At 54.2% G+C, this 15481-nt stretch carries 13 protein-coding genes; 6 read left to right on the top strand and 7 right to left on the bottom strand.

Annotation, left to right across the window (positions count from 1 at the left end; all coding sequences use genetic code 11):
- Window positions 1–118 precede the first annotated feature (118 nt).
- From BJF95_RS23015 to BJF95_RS22990, 6 genes are all read left to right on the top strand, one after another.
- Window positions 119–2215, top strand: a complete 2097-nt coding sequence (locus tag BJF95_RS23015) for a bifunctional rhamnulose-1-phosphate aldolase/short-chain dehydrogenase (protein ID WP_075641834.1) — start codon at window positions 119–121, stop codon at window positions 2213–2215.
- A gap of 23 nt (window positions 2216–2238) precedes the next feature.
- On the top strand, window positions 2239–3531 hold the full coding sequence (rhaI, locus tag BJF95_RS23010) for an L-rhamnose catabolism isomerase (protein WP_075641833.1): 1293 nt from the start codon (window positions 2239–2241) through the stop codon (window positions 3529–3531).
- Between the two features lie 192 nt (window positions 3532–3723).
- Window positions 3724–4440, top strand: coding sequence for a DUF1003 domain-containing protein (locus BJF95_RS23005; RefSeq protein WP_175577313.1), 717 nt, complete (start codon window positions 3724–3726; stop codon window positions 4438–4440).
- 531 nt (window positions 4441–4971) lie between these two features.
- A complete protein-coding gene (locus BJF95_RS23000) occupies window positions 4972–5634 on the top strand; it encodes a response regulator (RefSeq protein WP_075641832.1) in 663 nt (220 codons plus the stop codon).
- Between the two features lie 11 nt (window positions 5635–5645).
- Entirely contained in the window at window positions 5646–6965 is a 1320-nt protein-coding gene (locus BJF95_RS22995) for a histidine kinase dimerization/phospho-acceptor domain-containing protein (RefSeq protein ID WP_245297405.1), read from the top strand.
- Window positions 6966–7054: 89 nt separating this feature from the next.
- On the top strand, window positions 7055–7447 hold the full coding sequence (locus BJF95_RS22990; protein ID WP_075641830.1) for an acyl-CoA thioesterase: 393 nt from the start codon (window positions 7055–7057) through the stop codon (window positions 7445–7447).
- Window positions 7448–7542: 95 nt separating this feature from the next.
- Here the strand turns inward: BJF95_RS22990 and BJF95_RS22985 are convergent, their stop codons facing one another.
- From BJF95_RS22985 to BJF95_RS22955, 7 genes are all read right to left on the bottom strand, one after another.
- The gene (locus tag BJF95_RS22985; protein WP_075641829.1) at window positions 7543–8016 is read right to left on the bottom strand and encodes a chemotaxis protein CheW; all 474 of its coding nucleotides are present in this window, start codon (window positions 8014–8016) and stop codon (window positions 7543–7545) included.
- A gap of 389 nt (window positions 8017–8405) precedes the next feature.
- Window positions 8406–9158, bottom strand: coding sequence for a copper homeostasis protein CutC (locus tag BJF95_RS22980; RefSeq protein ID WP_075641828.1), 753 nt, complete (start codon window positions 9156–9158; stop codon window positions 8406–8408).
- Window position 9159: 1 nt separating this feature from the next.
- Window positions 9160–10371: an MFS transporter gene (locus BJF95_RS22975; RefSeq protein ID WP_075641827.1), complete on the bottom strand. Its 1212-nt coding sequence runs from the start codon at window positions 10369–10371 to the stop codon at window positions 9160–9162.
- A 68-nt stretch (window positions 10372–10439) separates the two neighbouring features.
- Window positions 10440–11882, bottom strand: a complete 1443-nt coding sequence (locus tag BJF95_RS22970; protein WP_075641826.1) for a M81 family metallopeptidase — start codon at window positions 11880–11882, stop codon at window positions 10440–10442.
- A 12-nt stretch (window positions 11883–11894) separates the two neighbouring features.
- Window positions 11895–13814, bottom strand: a complete 1920-nt coding sequence (locus tag BJF95_RS22965) for a beta-N-acetylhexosaminidase (RefSeq protein ID WP_075641825.1) — start codon at window positions 13812–13814, stop codon at window positions 11895–11897.
- 20 nt (window positions 13815–13834) lie between these two features.
- A complete protein-coding gene (locus BJF95_RS22960) occupies window positions 13835–14611 on the bottom strand; it encodes an SDR family oxidoreductase (protein ID WP_075641824.1) in 777 nt (258 codons plus the stop codon).
- A gap of 1 nt (window position 14612) precedes the next feature.
- Window positions 14613–15476 (bottom strand): MurR/RpiR family transcriptional regulator, encoded by an 864-nt coding sequence (locus BJF95_RS22955; RefSeq protein ID WP_075641823.1) that lies wholly within the window; start codon window positions 15474–15476, stop codon window positions 14613–14615.
- Window positions 15477–15481 lie beyond the last annotated feature (5 nt).

Below are 15481 nucleotides of genomic sequence, written 5' to 3'. Positions count from 1 at the left end.
CAATGCAAATTTATGATCGTTTTTGATTGACAACCTCTCAAACTTTGCGCGATACCTTCATCCAAGATGGAGGGCCAACTGCATTCAGTCGGCCAATAAACGCCTTTGGGAGGATTGCATGACAGGCCAACCACGCCTTCTTGATAACCGTTGGGATGATTCTTACGCAGCCACGCTCGATGAGCCTGGCAAGTTGCTCTATCGCTCCAATCTTTTGGGCGCGGACAAGCGCATAACCAATTACGGTGGCGGCAACACCTCGGCAAAGGTGATGGAAATTGATCCGCTGACAGGCCAGACGGTTAAAGTCTTGTGGGTCAAAGGGTCTGGCGGCGATGTTGGCACCATCAAGCTTGATGGTTTTGCCACCCTTTATCAAGACAAGCTGGATGCCTTGAAGGGTATTTATAAAGGCGTGCATGATGAGGACCGCATGGTGGGCTTTTTGCCCCATTGCACGTTCAATCTCAATCCGCGTGCAGCGTCTATTGATACGCCTTTGCACGGTTTTGTGCCCTTCACCCATGTCGATCACATGCATCCCGATGCCATCATCGCCATTGCAGCGGCTAAAAATTCTAAAGAGTTGACGCAAAAAATCTTCGGTGATGCCATTGGCTGGCTGCCATGGCGGCGCCCCGGCTTTCAGCTCGGTCTCGATCTGGAAGCCTTTGTCAAAGCCAACCCGAATGCCAAAGGTGTTGTGCTGGAAAGCCATGGCCTTTTCACCTGGGATAATGATGCCAAGCTATGTTACGAACTGACACTTGAGATCATCAACAAGGCCATCATCTGGTTTGCGAAAGAAACCGAAGGCAAGGTGATTTTTGGTGGTGCTGCGACAACATCTCTGCCCGCCGATCAGCGCCGCGCCATTGCCGCAAAGCTCATGCCCGAAATTCGCGGCCGTATTGGCAAGCTTGAGCGCAAGCTGGGTGATTTTGACGATCAGGACGCTGTGCTTGAATTCGTCAATTCCAAGCAATTGAAGCCGCTTGGCGCGCTTGGCACCTCCTGCCCCGATCACTTCTTGCGCACAAAAATCCGCCCGTTGATTGTGGAATTTGATCCTGCAAAGCCAGACGTTGATGCGGTTATTGCAGGCTTGGACAAAGCGCTGGAAGACTACCGCGCAGATTACACGCGCTATTATGAAGCGTGCAAGCACGACAACTCGCCTAAAATCCGCGATCCCAACCCGGTGATCTTCCTCATCCCCGGCGTTGGCATGCTGTCTTTCGCCAAGGATAAGGCAACAGCGCGAATTGCTGGTGAGTTTTACGTCAACGCCATCAACGTCATGCGCGGAGCTTCAACCGTATCGGAATATCAGGGCCTGCCAGAGCAGGAAGCCTTTGATATTGAATATTGGTTGCTGGAAGAAGCCAAACTGCAACGCATGCCCAAGCCCAAGAGCCTTGCTGGCAAAGTGGCCTTTGTCACTGGCGGTGCCGGCGGCATTGGCCGGGCAACGGCAGAACGGCTGGTGTCTGAGGGCGCTTGCGTGGTTTTGGCCGATATTGACGCGGATGCGCTCAACACAACAGTGACGGACTTTGCCAAACGTCACGGCGCAGATGCGGTTCGTTCTGTTGTGCTGGACGTGACCAAAGAAGATGCGGTGATTGCAGCCTTTGCGCAAAGCGCCGTTGAATTCGGCGGCGTCGATATTCTGGTGTCCAATGCTGGCATTGCCTCTTCTGCGCCTGTGGAAGACACAACCCTTGCCATGTGGAACAAGAATATCGACATTCTCGCCACGGGTTATTTCCTCGTATCGCGCGAAGCCTTCCGACTGTTCCGGCGTCAAAATCTCGGTGGCAACGTGGTGTTTGTGGCCTCCAAAAACGGCCTTGCATCGTCGCCCAATGCCTCTGCCTATTGCACCGCCAAGGCGGCTGAAATTCATCTGGCCCGTTGCCTGGCTCTCGAGGGTGCAGATGCCGGTATTCGGGTCAACACCGTCAATCCTGACGCAGTTCTGCGCGGCTCGAAAATCTGGAATGGCGAGTGGCGTGAGCAGCGGGCGGCGTCTTCCAAAATTGAGGTGGATGATCTTGAGGAACATTACCGCAAACGCTCGATGCTGAAGCTCAATGTATTTCCCGAAGACATTGCTGAAGCGATCTATTTCCTTGCATCTGACGCCTCGGCCAAGTCCACGGGCAATATTATCAATGTGGACGCTGGCAACGCCCAAAGTTTCACACGATAATCGGAATTGATCGGGAGGATCAGATGACGGAATTGATGATCGCAGCGGATGTTGTTGCTGCTGACAATGATAAACGCTCAAAAGCACACACATCCGATTATGCCGCCCTAGGTGAGAAGCTGGCGCGCAGCAATATTGATATCGACGCTATCACCGCCAAAGTGGCTCAGTTCTTTGTCGCCATCCCATCCTGGGGTGTCGGCACAGGTGGTACGCGCTTTGCGCGCTTTCCCGGCAGGGGCGAACCACGTCATATCTTTGATAAACTTGACGATTGCGGCGTTATTCAACAATTGACCCGCGCAACCCCAACAGTCTCTCTGCATATTCCGTGGGACAAGACCGACCCGAGCGAGCTAAAGGCGAAAGCCACGGCTCTTGGGCTTGGTTTTGACGCCATGAACTCCAATACATTCTCAGACTCTGCCGATCAGGCCCATTCTTATAAATATGGCTCTCTTAGCCATGTGGATGCTGCAACCCGCACCCAAGCCATCGAGCACAATATCGAGTGTATTGAACTGGGCAGTGCTCTTGGCTCCAAGGCGCTGACGGTTTGGGTTGGCGATGGCTCGAATTTTCCGGGCCAAAGCAATTTCACCAAATCATTTGAGCGCTATCTTGCCTCCATGGCGGAGATTTATAAATCTCTGCCGGATGATTGGCGGCTTTTCTCTGAGCATAAAATGTATGAACCCGCCTTCTATTCCAGCGTTGTGCAGGACTGGGGCACCAATTACCTGATTGCCCAGACGCTGGGACCGAAAGCCCAATGCCTGGTGGATCTTGGCCATCACGCGCCCAACACCAATATTGAAATGATTGTTGCGCGCCTGATCCAGTTTGGAAAACTGGGCGGGTTTCACTTCAACGATTCCAAATATGGTGATGATGATCTGGACGCAGGCTCGGTCGAGCCCTACCGCCTGTTTCTGGTGTTCAACGAGCTGGTGGATGCTGAATATCGCGGTGTCACAGGCTTTCATCCGGCCCATATGATTGATCAGTCACACAATGTCACCGATCCAATCGAGAGCCTGATCTCCAGCGCCAATGAAATTCGTCGCGCTTACACCCAAGCCCTTTTGGTGGATCGAGCATCATTGGAGGGCTATCAAAACGACAATGACGCCCTTATGGCGTCGGAAATGTTGAAACGCGCCTATCGAACCGATGTGGAGGCCATTCTGGCCGAGGCAAGGCTTCGCGCCGGCGGCGCGATTGATCCGGTCGCAGCCTACCGCGCCAGCGGATACCGCGCGAGGGTTGCCAGCTTGCGTCCCGCTGTTAAAGGTGGCTCTGGCGGTATTGTTTGATCTTGGCATTACTTTTGCCATAATCAATGCGCGAATAGACACGAGGCAGTGTGTCAGGTTCACATCGAATCTGACACACTGTCTTTCTATTCGTTTGCGTTTGTCTTTTCGGAAAAACCGCATTTCACGTTTCCCCGACAAACGCTAAAGGCAGCCTCGCAGCCGCCTTTTCTTTTGTTTGGAGCCGCACCCGTGACATCGCCTCATCGCGCCAACGCCAAAACAACCCAAGTCTGCTGTATTTGCCATAAACCCTTCGGGCTGCGGCATCTGCGCAGCGTCGATCATCTCCGGCCTTCTATTATAAAGATGCTGGAAGAGCAGGAGGGCGCATTGCCTGATCACGCCATGATCTGTGAAGGCGATCTATCAAAGCTTCGACGCAAGCACGTCGAGCAATTATTGCAAGACGAACGCGGCGAACTTTCCGCCCTCGACCGTCGCGTTCTGAATGACCTGAGCAGCGATGTTTCAACCGTTGCAACAGTGGACCCGGAGGTCGTGCAGCCCAACACATTTGGTGTGCGCGCCGCCGATGCCGTCGCAGCCTTTGGCGGATCGTGGACCTTTATTATTCTCTTTGCCAGCGTTCTGGTGATTTGGATGGCCATCAATGTCATCGGTCTTTTCAAGCAGCCGTTCGATCCCTATCCGTTTATTTTGCTCAATCTGGTTTTGTCTTGCGTGGCGGCCATGCAAGCGCCAATCATCATGATGAGCCAAAAGCGGCAGGAGGAAAAAGACCGGCTGCGCAGCGAAAATGATTATATGATCAATTTGCGAGCCGAACTGGAAATTCGCCAATTGCATGAAAAAATTGATCACCAGATGGCACAGCAATGGCAACGCCTGGCCGAGTTGCAGCAGATTCAAATTGACCTGTTGGAAAGCGAGGCAGGTAAAAAATAAAACAAAGATTGCTTTATTAGATATTGTTAATTCATAAGTAAGACATCTCTGTTATACCTGATCATACAGGGAATGCAGAACGTCACGTACCCCTCCGTTGACACTTCGAACATTCACACAACCTGTCTTCTCCGGCGTGCCCCCTCTCGCTCGGATTGATGATTTGGCGCCGCGCCTCAAACGCGGCGCTTTTTTTTGCATGAATGGTAAATCCGAGCCGGTTCAAGATGAAAATTATGCGGCTGATGTGACAAGCTACCGCACAGTTAGACGCGCCAAATATGGCGCGCGGCGCTATCGAGCCAAAAGATTTCGAACGGGCTCATGCCAGAGTTTGTCAGGCCAAATTGGAAACCGGTTTTTCTGATCAGACAAACGAAATCAAAGGAACGATCAGTCTGTCTGGTTCAATCTGAATCTGACAGACTCTGGTCATCATTTTGGTTGAGTGGGACGGAGCAGGATGAAAGCATCGTATTGATCCCATAGTCACACGATGCCATAAAATTCGGAACCAACGCCGGAGCGGACATGCGGGTTTTGCTGATCGAAGACGATACCATTCTGGGCGAGGCCATCCGCGATCATGTGATCGGCAATGGCCATGCCGTTGATTGGATGCAGCGGTTAAAAGACGGCGAGGCTTGCACGCAAACCGTTGATTACAGCTTGATCCTGCTGGATCTGCGCTTGCCCGACGGCAATGGCATCGATTTTCTGACAAGACTGCGCGCAAAGGACTGCCCGACGCCGGTCATTATTCTGACCGCCCATGACCAGATTTCAGATCGCATCAACGGGCTGAACTCCGGTGCAGACGATTATCTGGTCAAGCCTTTCAATTTAAATGAGTTAACGGCCCGCATGCTGGCCGTTTCCCGTCGCTATACCGCAAAGCCAAACCCGATTATCCGCCTCGCCAGTTTGGAGATCAACACAACAGACCGGCGCATCACCGATGGTGCAAAACATATTACCCTCTCAAATCGCGAATGGGCTGTGCTGGACACCCTGCTGGCGAGACCCGGAGCAATTGTCTCAAAGGCGCAGATTGAAGAAGCGCTGTATGCTTTTGGCTCTGAAATCGAAAGCAACACCGTTGAGGTTTATGTCAGCCGGCTTCGCAAAAAGATCGGCAAAGAGGTTCTCTCGACAGTTCGCGGGGTCGGCTACAGCATCGGCATCACGGTATGAAAAACAACAGCATGACCCGCAGACTTATCCTGTGGATCTCCGTGACCACCGCGATATTGTGGCTGATTGCAGCCGGGCTGGGTGCCTTCGTCATGCAAGACGAATTCGGCGAGATATTTGATAGTGGTTTGCAGCAAACCGGAGACCGCTTGCTTCCTTTGGTGGTTGACGACCTCATGCAACACGACCCGCAGCAACCGCCCGTGCTTGACCTTGCCAATATGTCACCGCAGTCGGATGGGCATTTGATCTATCAGGTCAGGGATGAGCAAGGGCGCGTTTTGATGCAATCGCATCCGGATTCCAAGGTGCCATTTCCAGCCCCCCTCAAAGTGGGCTTTTGGCAGGATGACAACTATCGCATTTACACCACAGCCGCTGTGAGCAACACGATCTTTGTGCAGGTGGCCGATTCCATAGCCCATCGCAACATCTCAACCCTCAACGCCACCTTGGCCATGATGGTGCCTGCCCTCGCTCTGGTGCCACTCAGCGTCATCGCCGCATGGCTCATCATCCGCTTGTCTTTGCGTCCCGTGGAGGATTTTCGCCAATCCATCAGCGAAAAAGACAAGGGAAATTTACAGGAAATCGCCCTCACGCCCCTGCCCAATGAGCTACAGCCGATTGGCCGATCGGTGAACCTTTTGCTGTCGCGATTGCGCGCGGCCCTTGATGCCGAGCGGGAATTTACAGCCAACAGCGCCCATGAGTTGCGCACACCAATTGCAGGTGCCTTGGCGCAAACCCAGCTTCTCATCACCGACCTGCAAGCGCCGGATGCGCCGGCACGCGGGGCGCAGATCGAGGCATCTTTGACAAAATTGTCGAAACTGGTGGAAAAATTGCTGCAGCTATCACGCGCAGAGGCGGGCATTGGCGCGACGGGCGAACCGGTGAACCTCCTGCCCGTGCTTGATCTGGTGGTCGAGGATTTCAAGCGCGCTGGAGCAGACCGGCTTATTTACCACCGCGCGGACACAGAACAATTGCGCTGCCCTGTCAGCGAAGATGCCTTTGCAATTGCAATCCGCAACATGATTGAAAACGCCTTACACCACGGCTTGAAGAGCCAACCTGTGGAGATATCCATCGTTGACGGACGCAGCATTCTGGTCACCAATGGGGCGGAGGCGCTGAGCGACGCGCAATTGCTGGCAATTCAGAAACGTTTTCAAAGGGGCAATTCCACCGCTCCCGGTTCTGGCCTGGGATTGTCCATTATCGAGCGCCTTGCAAAGCAGATGAACGCCCGGTTTGAAATTGCCTCGCCAGCGCGAGGTCATGTTGATGGTTTCGAAGCCTGTCTCACATTGCCGGTTTGCGCATAGCTGCCCTCCACAGAAATAGCTTCGTGACGCCCCATTCTGTTGCTATTTCCCCCTGCATGAATTGACAATGCACAGACAGGACACAGCCTATGACTGAACTTGATGAACCCCAAGGTGAACTTACACTGCGCACGCTGGCGATGCCTGCGGACACCAATCCGGCCGGTGACATTTTTGGCGGTTGGGTTTTGGCGCAGATGGATGCCGCCGCTGGTATTAAGTCGTCAGAACGTGCCAAGGGCCGCACCGTGACGGCTGCGGTCAAGGAAGTCAGCTTCAAGCAGCCGGTAAAAGTGGGCGACACGGTCTGCATCTACTGCTCTGTCAGTCAGGTCGGTCGCACCTCCATGACGCTTTATGTTGAGTGCTGGGTCCGTCGCCAATTCTCGCAGGAACGGCAAAAAGTGACCGATGCCCATTTTATCATGGTTGCCCTGGACGAGAACGGCAAGCCTCGGCAGGTACAACCGGCTTCTGACTGAATTCGGTGCACGTCGATTGTGCCACAACAAGAAACCCCGAGCCGTGACGGGTCGGGGTTGAGATTTTCACAGCAGTTGAAACGTTGATGGCCCGATCAGGCAACCATACCCCAGTCGGCCGCATCGTCATCGCCAAACATGCGCTCAAGGTTGAGAAAGCAAATCATCGTTTGCCCTTGCGCAATTATGCCGTCTGAGAATGCGGAGCTTGGACCTGTTGCCTGAGGCAGTGGCTGCAAGCGATCAAGTGGCACGGTCAAAATATCGGATACGCCGTCCACCAGCAAACCGATGGTCATGCCGTTCACATCCGTTACCACAATGGCGCTGCGCACATTGGCTTCTGTTCCGGCCATTCCAAGCTTAACCGCCAGATCCACGATTGGAATCACGGTGCCGCGCAGGTTCATAACGCCAATCACTTCATAAGGCGCGTGGGGAATTGGGGTCACAGGTGCCCAACCACGGATCTCACGAATAGACGTGGTCTTGACGCAAAACTCCTGTTCATGCAGGCGGAATGCAATAATCTCCAGGGTTTCGCCCTGCCCTACATAACCCGTCGACATCCAAATTCCTCCCAGCTTTCGCCTTTAGGTGCTGCATTTAACTTAACATCATTCATTATCAGACCAACCCTGCCGCGGGCTGGAGAAGCCTTCAAACCAATACGCCGATGTTGCTGGCCGCAATATCTCTGGCCAAAGGCACCATGCCGCAGTGCTTATCGTCATGACATTTCAACGTAGAATACGTAAGAATCGTTAATTTAACATTTGCGATTTTGCTTACTTAAGATTTTTTCCTGAACAAAATTCACAATTCCAACTGTGAATAATCTGCATCAAAACGTAAAACCGGCTTTTGCAAAGAACAATATTCAAAGATCGAGATCAACCTGAGAATGCATAGAGATATATGAATATAAAATCACCAAAGCCTTAACACGCAAAGCATTTCATCCATCACGATCACAGAGCGCGGAAATACGCTGCTTCAATAGGCGCACGGTCTGCACATCGGTTTGCCGGCTGGCAGCCAGCTCAAAGCCAAATTCCACGAGATTTGGCGCGGCAAGCACCGGCTGGCTGCCGGATGCGTGAAACTCGGTGATGCCAGCGGCGGCAAAAAGATCAATATTTTCAGTGTTTACGCCGCCACCGGGCATGATGGAAATCCGCCCCTGTGACACAGATACAAGCTGTTTGAGAGCCTCAATGCCGACAGATGCGCTTTTCTGCCCGCCAGAGGTGAGAATGCGGCGAAAGCCGAGCGCATCGGCGTCTCTAAGGGCCTGCAAGCGATCCGGCACGAGATCAAAGGCGCGGTGCAACGTCACATCCAGTCCCTCGGATGCAACAAGTAATTGCGCGAGCACCGGGCAATCCAGCCGGCCATCTGGCAGTGACGCGCCGAGCACCACACCCGCAAGCCCCACATGTTGAACCGCCGCAATATCACTGATCATCAGTTGGACTTCAGCCGGGCTGAAAACAAAAGAGCCGGATCGCGGCCTGATCATGGCATGGACAGGAACTGGTGCGCGTACTGCCTGTTCAATAAGCCCGAGCGATGGTGTTAACCCGCCGCAGGCCAATGCGGCACAAAGCTCCAGCCTGTCAGCGCCACCCGCGATGGCGGCCTCCATGCCAGCCACATCATCCACGCAAATTTCAAGGATCGCGCCGGTCGTTTGAAGTCGATCCGCCATTTTAAAAACTCCGGCTTGGCCGCAGCCGCGGCTTTTCCATAACAATCATCATCACCACACCCAAAAGCCCAACGCCTGCCCCCAGTTTTGCAGTAAAGGCATAGTCACTCACCCTTGTTCCCAGCGCAAACACCAGCGAGTTCAAGCCACCGCTCAAAAACATATTGACGGCAATCAGCGAGCTGCCAAGCCCGGCCCGATCGGCAATGAGATTTTGGAGATAGCTGATCGGCACACTGATAATCGCGGCAGCGCCAAGCCCCGCCAGCGGCGTCAACACATAGACCTGCCACGGTGTGGTGGCAAAACCCAACAAAAACAGGTAGCCGCAATAGAGCACCGCACCAATTGCCAAAATAAGCACGGAAGAGCTTCGACGCTCGACCCATCCCCAAAGCAGGATGAAGACGATTTCCAGAAAGGCGACGATCCCCACCAGAACCCCCACATCGGCATTGGTGCCATGGGCTGGACCAACCACAACCAGCGGCAAAATCACCCCGTTCATCTGCATCATTGAGGAAATGAGAGCAACCGCTAAAAGCCGCAGCAACAGGCCGGGCGACGCCACGTCAAAAATCGAGGCCAGAAATTTTGAGTTGGAGGCCACTTTCGCCCCCCTTTCCGCTTTGGGCAAAAACAGCGAATAGAGCAAGAAGCAGGCGAAAGCCCCCAGGCAAGCATATAGAAAAGCGGGCAACATGCTGGGGCTTCCTGCCAGCATAAAGCCGACAACGCCCGGAACGAGAACCCAGGAGGCCGAGATAATGGCCCGCACGCCGGAATTGACAGCGATCAAATCTCTCACCGGCATATGGCTGGACGCGCTTCGTACATTGGCAAAAATCAGCGAATTCAAAGCGCCAAAGACCGGCAAGCAACATAACGTACAAACCACAAACACCATTTGGTGCGGTACCAGATAGACCGCCCCATAGCCAACCACACCAAACAGGCTGACAACCAGCATAGGCATGCGAAAATGCCCCATTCTATCTGCAAGTGCGCCCACCAGCACGCTGGCCACGACATTGATGCAGGAGGCTGCGAAAATCAGCATGGAGTAATGGGCATTGCTCAGCCCAAGTTCGTGAATGCCGATCAACGACATGAAGGGGGCCGTTGTTGCCCCCGTCAAGCCAAAGAAGAAAATGGAAATTGCGCTAACCCGTACGCCCGGATTGTGCAGAATAACCGATAGGGTGGGCACCATGTTGCAATTTTCATCAAGAGAAGAGAAGCGGGCGGCAATTGCCACCCGAAGAGATATGACGCGGAATGTTAATCTGTCCACCGTGCTGAAAATTTGGCGACAGCCTGATAATTAAAATCTTTTTTGAACGGAAAGATCGGCTGCACGCGTCGCTTGCTCGGGAGGGCTTCAATATCCTGATTGATCACGCCATCGGTCAGCGCCATCAAATTAGGATTGGAGATCGGCTGAAGCTCCGGCGAGAGATAGCCCGATTTGACCACCAGCAAGCGCACTTCTTTTGGGTCAATGCCGTGGCGGGTAAAATCTGCGATATTGTGATAGGGTCTGCGTTTGGACGCCAGTATAACGGTGATGCCGCCAATTTTGACCACAGCCTGGCGCTCGCTTTCGGCCTCGCCCGTATCCAACCGCAGCACTTGCACTTGCGTGTTCACATAGGGGCTTGCGGGGTCCAGCGATCCACCAATTTTCAGCTCAGCCACGTTGCCTTCACCGGCTGCAAAGCAGCCATCAACCGCTGGCTTGTCAGTAATGCCACCAACCACAGCGCCTTCGAAATTGCGGGTAATCAGAGCGCTCAACACATCGGCTCGATCACCGACACCACCGCCAGTGGGGTTATCGCCTGAATCGGCCAAAATCACCGGCCCGGTTTCTGCTTTTTCGGCAATATCCAGCATGTCATCCAAACTGCCTGTCACAGGGCCGAATTGAAATTCGGTGCGCGCCTGCCAATAGGATTGGGCAATCTCTTGCGCCACCTTTGCCGCTTCCTCTCGGTTGACACCTGTCACCACGGCGCAGGCAGTGGCGCGCGGTTCATCAGCCCACACATAACCCACCATCAAATTGGAATCCCAGACACCAACCCGCAGATCATGCCCGGGCAAATGGGCATAGAGGCTCTTTGCCGGTTCATCTTCGGTCGAGGTGCGTTCACCCGGCAGCAAGACCGGCACAGGTGCCCAGACCACGCCCGGAATTTCGCCGCTATTCAAGGCGCGCAACAGCATGGACCAGGCCCGCACCATGGTTTCACGCACATCAATGTGCGGCGCGGTGCGATAGCCGGCAAAAATATCCAGCTGATCAATGATCTTCTGCGTGACATTACCATGCAGGTCATAGCTGGCGGCAATGGGGCAATCGGCACCAACGACATGTCGAGCGGCTGAAATCCAATCGCCTTCAGCATCGTCCATGCCTTCGACATTCATGGCCCCATGCATGGCAAGGTAAAGGCCGTCCAATGGCAACGTTGCCGACAAACGTTCCAGAAACTCAGCCTTGAAAGCCTCGTAAGTCTCGCGCGAAACCGGCCCGCCGGGAACGGCGCGCGCATGCAACAAGGGCAAGGCCTCAATCTCGCTTTGAGCTATGAAGCTGAAATAGTCAGCCGCCAGCAGGTCTTCGCCCCGCAAGACACGAAAGTCATGCTCGCGCATCAAAACCGGAGACGATGTGCTGCATTCTGTATGAATACCGCCAATGGCGATGCGAAATGTCATCTGAGCAAATCCTTAAAGCTTGGGAACAAGTGGCGCGATGGCTAAAAACCGCGACCAGTCTTTGTTGTCTTTGGGAGTCCATGCTGCTTCGGCAACGGCTGCCAAGCGCGGAAAAACGAGATGGTTGAAGTAATCCCGATTGAGGAAGTTTTCGGTCCAGATACAAGCCTGCACACCACGCATTTTCACCTTCAGCGCATCGGGAAATTCACCAACAGCCTCGTAATGATAGGTATGCTTGGGTGGCACGGTTCCGGCCCAGCTTGCGCCCGGCTCCTGCCATGCTTCATCCTGCACCATATCGAGATAATAGGCCTGTCCCGGTGTCATCACCACATCATAGCCTTGCTCAGCCAGTGCCACGCCCACCTCGGGCTTTTGCCAGGCCATCAGCAAGGTGCCGTCAGCATCCACGCCACCGCCGTGGGACACTTCATCCCAACCCGCCAATTGACGACCACGATCCGCCAGCATTTTTTGGATACGTTTCATAAAATAGCTTTGCAGGCCAAAGGTGCCATCCAGACCTTCTTTTTCCATCAAGGCCTTGGCAAGTGGTGACGCCATCCAGGTGTTGTTGGCAACTTCATCACCACCAACATGGATCAGCTTTGATGGAAACAGCGCCACCATTTCATCAAACACCTGCGCCAAAAACGCATAGGTCTGCTCAATGGCCGGGTTGAGCGCGTTGTTGGGGTAACCCTGAACCGAATGATAGCTTTCGGGTGCCTCCTGCCCGTCCACCAGTTCCGGCAAAGCCGTCAAGATCGCCGTGCTGTGGCCGGGAATGTCAATTTCCGGCAAAACCGCTATGTGCAGCGCGGCTGCATGTGCCACAATGGCCCTGACATCGTCCTGACTGTAGAAACCACCAACGGGTTCAGCCCCATTGCCAAGCTGCGGCAACATCGGCTCGTCTGGCCCACGCAGCACACCAACCGAGGTCAGCTGCGGATAGGCCTTGATTTCCAGCCGCCACGCCTCATCATCAGACAAATGCCAGTGGAACACATTGAGCCGCAGCCATGCCATAATATCCAGCAGGCGGGTCACATCCGGCGTTGGAAAAAACTGGCGCGAAACATCCAGATGGCAGCCGCGCCAATTGTAACGCGGGGCATCGTTAATTACGCCCGATGCCGGGAAGCGAAATTGTGCCGGATCAAGCCGCGCCCCATGCAGCAACTGCGCCAAAGCCGTCAAACCATAGTGTCGGCCAGCCGCATCACCATAGCGCATAGAAATGTGTTCGCCAAACGTCAACGAATAGGCTTCAGCCGTAAAGGTCTCATCCGCAATAAAAGCAAGCGGAACACCCTGCTGCACGCCGACATGCGAAAACGGCACATGGGCCACAGAAAACAAACGACGATAGAGCAGATTGACGCCTTGCATGGCCTTGAGATCGGCAAGATCGGTGCCATCAGCTGGGAAAATTGCAACCGGAATGTCATCGCCCGCCGTCAAATTTGACGCTTTAGGCCAAGGCAGCAAGGAAAACGGTTGTTTTGCCTCGCCCTTTGGCAACAAGGCGGGTGCTGCCTCGCTATGTCTGCCTTCCAGCATCAGATCATCAACCGCAACAGGCACATGCTGGCCATCCGCCAGAGTGATGTAAGCCGATTTCGCACCATCGGTGCGATGCTTCGCCGAGCGCCACAGGCCTTGAACCGTAAAGCGCCAAACGCCGCCGGGCGGCAAGACAAAGCCCGCAGGCGCGGCGAACTGGTGAAAGTTTGCATTGCGCTTGATGAAAACGGCATTCTCGACCACTGGGGCACTCTTCACCCGTGTCAATGTGGTGTAGGCGAGCTTAAAATCACGCATCGGCTGATCGGTTAAATTGATCAGCGAGAAGATCAATCCACCCGCCGGATCGCCTTCAATCGGATGCCAGGCATTTTCAAGACGAAAAACAGCTTCAGTCATCGGATAAACCCTGCCTTTACTCAGTAATGATCGGATTGCGAGAAAGTGCGGGCCGGCTCAGTTTGTCCAGCCGTCAACCCACAATCAACGGGCAGGCATGTGCCGGTAATGGCACGGGCCTGATCGCTTGCAAGAAAGAAAACAGCGTTCGCCACATCTTCGGCAGTGGCAATACGTTGCAACGCATACCAGCGTTTTACCTCTTCAAAGACCTGTGGGTTTGCCTTTGCGCGCGCTTCCCAAGCCTGGGTTCGCACGGTGCCGGGTGCAACCGCATTGGCACGGATGCCAAACTTGCCATATTCCACCGCAATCAGCTTGGTCAGATGAATAAGGCCTGCCTTTGCGGCGCTATAGGCGGGATGGCCAAACACGGCCATGCCATTGACGGAGGCTATATTGACCACCGACCCCTTGGATGCCTTCAACGATTCTTCCAAGGCGCGAAAGACGATGAACGGCGCTTCGAGATTTAACGCACTGTCTGCCTGCCAGATTGCCTGATCAGTATCATGCAGACAAACGGCGCGCGCGGCACCCGCATTGTTCACCAGCGTATGGACCAAGCCCAGCGTCACGATCTCTTTTGCCATCTCAGCCACGCTGTTTGCATCGGTCACATCGCAGACAATGGGAATGAAGCGATCAGCAGAGCCAAGCGACGCCACCGCCTTTTGCAAAGCAGTGGCATCCATATCAATCAAGGCCACACTGTCGTGGCTATCGGCCAAGCGGCTGGAAATTGCCAAGCCGATGTCACCCGCCGCACCGGTCACCACCGCGATAGACTTTACCACATCAATCTCCCATCACCTGACGGTCATCGCCATCGCGGTGTTCTACAAGCTGTTGTTTTATATGGCGCAATGTCACCGTTGAGAGCTTACGGTTGCGATAAGCCACGAGACTGGCCAGCACATCAATCACCGCGAGATAGGCAAACCGCGTCGAGGTTGGCCGAAAAATGTTATCGCCCTCGGGCAGGTCTATGCCGACCACCACCTCGGCCGCCTTGGCCACCGGGCCATCGCTCTGGGTCAGCGCAATTGTCGAAATACCGTTTTCGCGCGCAAGTTCAAAGCAGCGTACGAGTTCCAGATTTTTGCCCGAAAAGGACGAGCCAATCAGCACATCATTGCTGCGCGCCGCCGATGTCATCATCAACTGCATATTATGGTCATTGCAGGCCGTGACCCGCGAGCCAAGGCGAAACAGCCGGTTTTGCAATTCCATGGCAATCATCGAGGAATTGCCGCCAGAGCCGAAAGCATAGATCATCTCCGCCCGCGACAACCGATCTGCCACCTTTTCCAAGACATCGGGATCAAGTGCGCGGTGCATCAAATACAGCGCATTCTGTGCCTTGGTGATCACATCTTCGGCGACATCGCTTGCCTGGGTGCTTTTCGCTTCCGGATTGAGATAGCGCACGCCCACATAGGCCGTCTTGGCCAGATGCATTTTGAAATCTGCAAAATTCTGGCAGCCCAACCGGCGGCAAAACCGCGTCACGGTTGGTGCTGAAACACTTGCCCTTTCAGCCAACTCCACAATCGACGCCCGGACCGCAAACTCAAGATCACTCACAAGGATATCGGCAATGCGCTGCTCCGACGGCGACAGCTGCGCGCGCTCCTCCTGAATGGTTGCAAAAATATCCATAAATT

This window comes from Rhizobium oryziradicis (assembly GCF_001939045.1).
Lineage (GTDB): Bacteria > Pseudomonadota > Alphaproteobacteria > Rhizobiales > Rhizobiaceae > Allorhizobium > Allorhizobium oryziradicis.
Note: the sequence above shows the minus strand (reverse complement) of the source record. Positions and strands in the feature narration are given on the sequence as shown.